Below are 5,919 nucleotides of genomic sequence, written 5' to 3'. Positions count from 1 at the left end.
ATATGAACAATAATCAAGTTTTTTTTATTATAAACTTTAATAAAATTATTAATAAAATTATTAATAAGATTTTAACTTAAATTATATATAAACGTATTTTTTACAAAATTAAAAGGATGTAGTTTACACTACATCCTTTATTTAAAAGAAACTACTATCTGTTGTTTCTTTCTTGCTTTCTTGCTCTTCTGCAATCTGGGCATCTTACTGGTTCGTTATCGAATCCTTTTTCTTTGTAGAAAGCTTGTTCTCCTTCTGAGAAGATGAATTCCTTACCGCAATCTTTACATACTAATGTTTTATCCATTCTAATTCCTCCTGTTTAAAGACTTAATTCAAGTTATAAATTCTCTAAAAGGAGAAAGTTATAATCTAATTATCTTTAATCAATTTATTTTTTTGTATTGCTACAATATCTATAGTAACAGGTATTACTCTAATAAGCAAGTTTTTTCTAGAAATTTTTAGAATTTTTTTCATTTTTTTAAAATACTTTAATTAAAATTCTTTCCAAACTCCTGTTTCTATGAAGTCTTCAGCTAGTTTCTCAGCTCTTTTTACTATATCATTTTCATAACCTATTATTTCAAGTATTTTTATAGCATTTCTAGTTTCTGATCTTCCTTTATAAATTTTGTAATCAAATTTTATGTCATCACTTTCAATTTCTTCTTGGAAATGATAATTATCAAAACACTTTTCTAATATATGAGTAAGTTCAATATCATGTGTTGCTGCAATACAAATACAGTTATTACTTGTTGAGAAATAGTTTAATACTTCTGAAGAAGCTGCAATTCTTTCTACAGTATTTGTTCCACGCAATATTTCATCTACAAAACAAAGTACTTTAAATTTTCCTTCAATAGAGTCAATTATTCGTTTTAATGATTTTATCTCTACCATATAATAACTTTCCTTAGTAAATATACTATCTTTAAGTGCCATTGAGCTATACACTCTAAAAAAATCACTTTCGTACTCTTTAGCGAAAACAGTATAAATACTTTGTGCTGTTATTGCATTTAATGCTACAGTCTTTAAAAAAGTTGATTTGCCTGATGCATTAGATCCAGTTATAAGGATAGACCTTTTAATATCACAATCATTAGTTATAGGATCATTTATAAATGGATGGTAAATTTCAGTAAACTTAAATTTATTATCTTTTACAAATGTTGGTATGCAGCAATCTAAAACAGCCTCTCTATATGAAGCTACTGCAATCATAGAATCTATTAACCCTATGTATTTAAAAATCTCTTCGAAATCTTTTGGATGATTCATTACTACTTTGCAAATCTTTTCATATTTAATTACATCTTTAAGTAAAAACATATTCATATACTCAGAAAGGATACCAGTCTCTCCCCTAGTTTCCATTGGTGAATTATCAATAAAAGTATTTTTTACATGTTTTATATTATGTAAATTTTCTTTTATATTTGGAAATTTCGAATTAATTTCATTTAAGTTAAGTGAATATATTTTTCTAGCTACATTAGTCATTCCAAGTAAATACATGTAATCATCAACTTCATAGCCTTTATATTTTTTAAGTCTTGAGTGTATCCACATATTAAATCCTAAACATATAAGCGCTACTAAAGCTAATGGTGGTAATAAAAAAGCTGCAAACATAAATATAAATGGTATTATTTGAAGAAATCTTAGTAATACTATTCTACTTTTAGGAACTTCTTTTGGATTTTTAAAATAAAAAGATACATTTGCACTTTCATTTTTACCATATTTAGCTAATATCAATTGAATCTTAAATCTATCTTCACAATTCCCTCTAAAGAATTCAATTAAACTGTCTCTAATTTTAAGCTCACTCACTTCAAAGCATAAGTTTCTAAAAATTGAATAAAGAAATTCATCACCGATAGATGTCCTTGTATTATTTATAGATAAGAAAAACTCATCCATGCTAAGATCATTCCACGTAATATCATCAACATAATAGTCCATATCATCTTTATAGTTTTTAAAATAATTTGAAGCATATTTAGTATCAGTTTTATTTTTCTTTATGTTTACCTTTTTCCCATAAGACTCTTTAATATTCTCTTTCATCTTTTTTACTTTTTTAAAATATTCATAAATATAACTAATAACAATCAAAATTATTCCAACAATTATGTATAAATATATCATTAATCAAACTCCTCCTTTTAAAATATCATACCATTTAATGGAACTTTTTTGAATATGTATATTCATTGACATTCAGATTTAATGTATGTTAACATAAACCTGAATATTTACAAATTAATATAAATAAGAAATAGGTTCAGATATATATTGACTATATATTTTGATTAAAAGGGAAGTAATGGGTGAAATCCCCACACGGTCCCGCCGCTGTAATAGAGTAGTTTTTTAAAAGTTGTGCCACTATATTAATATGGGAAGGTTTTTAAAAAATGTTGATACTTAAGTCAGAAGACCTGCCTATTTTTTCTAGAAGTATCTCTACGGAGCATAGAGAGATGTCATTTTTTATACTTAAACTTTTATATGTATATTTATGACTCTTTAACTACTAGTAGTTAAAGAGTCTTTTTTATTTTAAATTTATAATCGAAAGGATGAAAACATATGAAAAATAAAGGATTCAAAAAATTAATATTAGTACTTATAGCTTTAACTTTAACAATGTCACTAGTTGCTTGTGGAGGAAATAATAAAAATGATCAAGCAAAAGAAGATACTAATACTTCAGACAGTAAAGATAATGGGAATTCTCATTATCCAGTTACAATAACAACTTATAACAATGAAGGAAAAGAAATAAAAGAAACATTCAAAAAAGCACCTGAAAGAGTAGTAACTACAAATCAAACAGCTACTGAACTTATGCTTGATTTAGGATTAGGTGATAAACTAGTTGGTACTTGCTATCTTGATAACCCAATTTTAGATAGATTAAAAGACCAATATAGCAAAGTAAAGGTTTTATCAGATAAATATCCAACTAAAGAACAAGTTTTAGAAATGAAACCTGACTTAATATTCGGATGGAAAAGTGTTTTTGCACCTAAAGTTTTAGGAGATGTAAATGAATGGCATAATAGAGGTATTAATACTCTTGTTCAAAGAAACACAGTAAAGACTGTTGGTAATTACACTGTAGATAATTTATATAAAGATATAAATGATATAGGGACAATCTTTAATATACAAGATAAAACAAACGAGTATGTAAATAATATAAAAACTAGACTAAATACTATAGAAGATAAAACTTCTAAATTAAAAGAAAAGAAAAAAGTTTTAATATTAGAAGAAAGTAAAGATGGTCAATTTAGAGTATATGGAAAGAATGATTTAGTTAGTAATATGGTAGAAAAAGCTGGGGCAATAAATATTGAAGAAAAATCCGGCACTATGAGTACAGAAGGAATAGTCGCAGCTAATCCAGATGCTATTATATATATTCACTCTGGTGATGGAAAAGAAAGTAATACTAAAGACTTATCAAAAGTATTTACTGATAATAAAGCACTTAAAAATGTAACTGCAGTTAAGAATAATAATATTATTGTAACCGGCCTTGCAGAAACATGGGCAGGTGGTGTACGTGTAATTGATGCTGTAGAACAATATTCTAAAGAATTATACCCTGAGCTTTACAAATAACTAAGTGAGAGATGATTTAAATGAATTTATTTAGAAAAAATTTTGTTATTGTCATTGGTTTAATTATACTACTCCTCGTAAGTATAATATTGGCAGTTTCTATTGGCGCTGTTAAAATACCAGCTTATGATGTATATACAATAATTACTCATAAAGCCCTTGGGATTTCAGGTATTGAAAATAATATAGATCCATCCTTTATTGATATTGTATGGCAAATTAGATTTCCAAGAGTTCTACTTGCTTCAATAGTTGGTATGGGACTTGCATTAGGTGGAGTTATTATGCAAGGAACTGTGCAAAACCCATTAGCTGATCCATATATATTAGGTATATCATCTGGTGGAACATTAGGTGCAACCTTTGCAATGCTTATGGCACCTAGTATTGTCTCAATATCAAGTAATTATTTTTCAGTATCATTTTGTGCTTTTTTAGGAGCTTTAATTGCATCTATGATGGTATTTAGACTTTCAAGTATAGGTGGAAGAATAACGCCTGTTAAGTTAATTTTATCTGGTATTGTTGTCAATCTAATATGTTCAGCATTTTCTAGTTTATTAATATATATGACTAATGATAACGGTCAAGCTCGTATTGCAGCTGACTGGACTATGGGAAGCTTAGTTTCTGGCACATGGGAAACTTTATTAGTACCATTTATAACAGTAACTATTGCTACATTATTTTTTGTAACACAATTTAGAGTATTAAATGCAATGTTACTTGGTGATGAATCTGCAATAACACTTGGAATAGACCTCCATAAATATAGAAAGATTTATTTAATTATAGTATCAATACTTACAGGTGTATTAGTTGCTAGCTGTGGTATCATTGGTTTTATCGGACTTGTAATACCACACATTACAAGAAGTTTAGTTGGAACTGACCATAAAATAAATTTACCTGTGTCTATGTTAATTGGATCAATATTTTTAATATGGGCAGACGTTCTAGCCCGTATAATTTTAAAGAACATGGAAATGCCTATTGGTATAATAACAGCCATAATAGGTGCACCCTTCTTTATGTATATAATGATAAAGCGTACTTATACTTTTGGAGAGAGGTAATATTGATGAAGCTAAATGCAGAAAAGTTAAATGTTGAATTAGATGGAAAACCTATAGTTAAAGATGTATCTATTAATATAGGGAAAAATGAATTTGTTGGAATTATAGGCCCTAACGGAAGTGGAAAATCCACTCTTTTAAAAACTATATATAGAATATATAAACCAAAGTCTGGTGTTATGTATCTTAACGGTAAAGATTTATTAAGTATGTCTCCTAAAAATGTAGCAAAAGAACTTGGAGTACTTGGCCAATTTAATAATATATCATTTGATATAAAGGTTAAAGATATAGTTCTTATGGGACGAACTCCTCACAAAAGTTTCTTGGAAGGTGATTCACTTGACGATTATAAAATTGTTCAAGATTCATTAGAAAAAGTAAATATGTTAGAATACTACGATAGAAGTTTTTCAACATTATCAGGTGGTGAGAAACAAAGAGTTCTTTTAGCACGTGTACTAGCACAAAAAGTAGATTTACTTATATTAGATGAACCAACTAATCATTTAGATATAAAACATCAACTACAAATATTAAACGTAGTAAAGTCACTAGATATAACTGTTGTTTTAGCACTTCACGATTTAAATTTAGCTACAGCTTACTGTGATAAGCTATATGTTATGCATAATGGCAATATTGTAAGTTCCGGAAAACCCGAGGAAATTCTTACAAAAGAACTAATAAAAGATGTTTATGAAGTAGATTCAATTATACATAAAGATACGACTCCTATGTATATAACTTTTAAAATAAATTAATAAAAAGGAATGATAATATGGCTATAGCTATAATGGCTTGTAGAAAACTTATGAATAAATGTTCAGGAACAGGCTGCTTTAAAGCTTACAATAACTCTACAGATGCATTTAAAATATATGGAGATAATAAAGAAGATTTAAGTAGCTTCTTTTATTGTTCTGGTTGTTATGATACTATGACAACTTCTGAAAATTGGAAACATAAAATAGCTCAACTTAAAAAAAATAACGTTAAAACTATCCACATATCAAAATGTATAGATGTAGAATGTGATAATTATGATAAGCATGAAATCATATTAAGAAAAGAAGGCTTCAATATAATTCACGGAAGTCATAAATAATCAAAAAAGACTCATAGCAATTGCTATGAGTCTTTATATTTCTTCTTAAGCGAAGTATCTGTCTAATAATCCTTTGAAAGCTCTTCCGTG

Annotated in this window: 6 protein-coding genes and 1 riboswitch; of the genes, 4 read left to right on the top strand and 2 right to left on the bottom strand. The window is 27.5% G+C overall.

Annotated features, from left to right (window positions below):
- Positions 1 to 154 precede the first annotated feature (154 nt).
- The gene (locus RSF37_RS14685; protein WP_332565127.1) at positions 155 to 307 is read right to left on the bottom strand and encodes a zinc-ribbon domain-containing protein; all 153 of its coding nucleotides are present in this window, start codon (positions 305 to 307) and stop codon (positions 155 to 157) included.
- A 191-nt stretch (positions 308 to 498) separates the two neighbouring features.
- Entirely contained in the window at positions 499 to 2,160 is a 1,662-nt protein-coding gene (locus RSF37_RS14680) for a MutS-related protein (RefSeq protein WP_332565126.1), read from the bottom strand.
- Between the two features lie 115 nt (positions 2,161 to 2,275).
- A riboswitch (cobalamin riboswitch) is annotated at positions 2,276 to 2,475 on the top strand.
- 129 nt (positions 2,476 to 2,604) lie between these two features.
- Here RSF37_RS14680 and RSF37_RS14675 point away from each other — a divergent pair.
- From RSF37_RS14675 to RSF37_RS14660, 4 genes are read left to right on the top strand one after another with little or no spacing between them, the layout of a single operon-like run.
- The gene (locus tag RSF37_RS14675; RefSeq protein WP_332565125.1) at positions 2,605 to 3,645 is read left to right on the top strand and encodes an ABC transporter substrate-binding protein; all 1,041 of its coding nucleotides are present in this window, start codon (positions 2,605 to 2,607) and stop codon (positions 3,643 to 3,645) included.
- A gap of 20 nt (positions 3,646 to 3,665) precedes the next feature.
- Positions 3,666 to 4,721: a FecCD family ABC transporter permease gene (locus RSF37_RS14670; RefSeq protein WP_332565124.1), complete on the top strand. Its 1,056-nt coding sequence runs from the start codon at positions 3,666 to 3,668 to the stop codon at positions 4,719 to 4,721.
- Positions 4,722 to 4,726: 5 nt separating this feature from the next.
- Entirely contained in the window at positions 4,727 to 5,485 is a 759-nt protein-coding gene (locus RSF37_RS14665; RefSeq protein ID WP_332565123.1) for an ABC transporter ATP-binding protein, read from the top strand.
- 17 nt (positions 5,486 to 5,502) lie between these two features.
- Positions 5,503 to 5,829, top strand: coding sequence for a CGGC domain-containing protein (locus RSF37_RS14660; RefSeq protein ID WP_332565122.1), 327 nt, complete (start codon positions 5,503 to 5,505; stop codon positions 5,827 to 5,829).
- The last annotated feature ends 90 nt before the right edge of the window (positions 5,830 to 5,919 follow it).

The sequence above is a fragment of the Clostridium sp. genome, assembly GCF_036643715.1.
Taxonomy (GTDB): domain Bacteria; phylum Bacillota; class Clostridia; order Clostridiales; family Clostridiaceae; genus Clostridium.
Note: the sequence above shows the minus strand (reverse complement) of the source record. Positions and strands in the feature narration are given on the sequence as shown.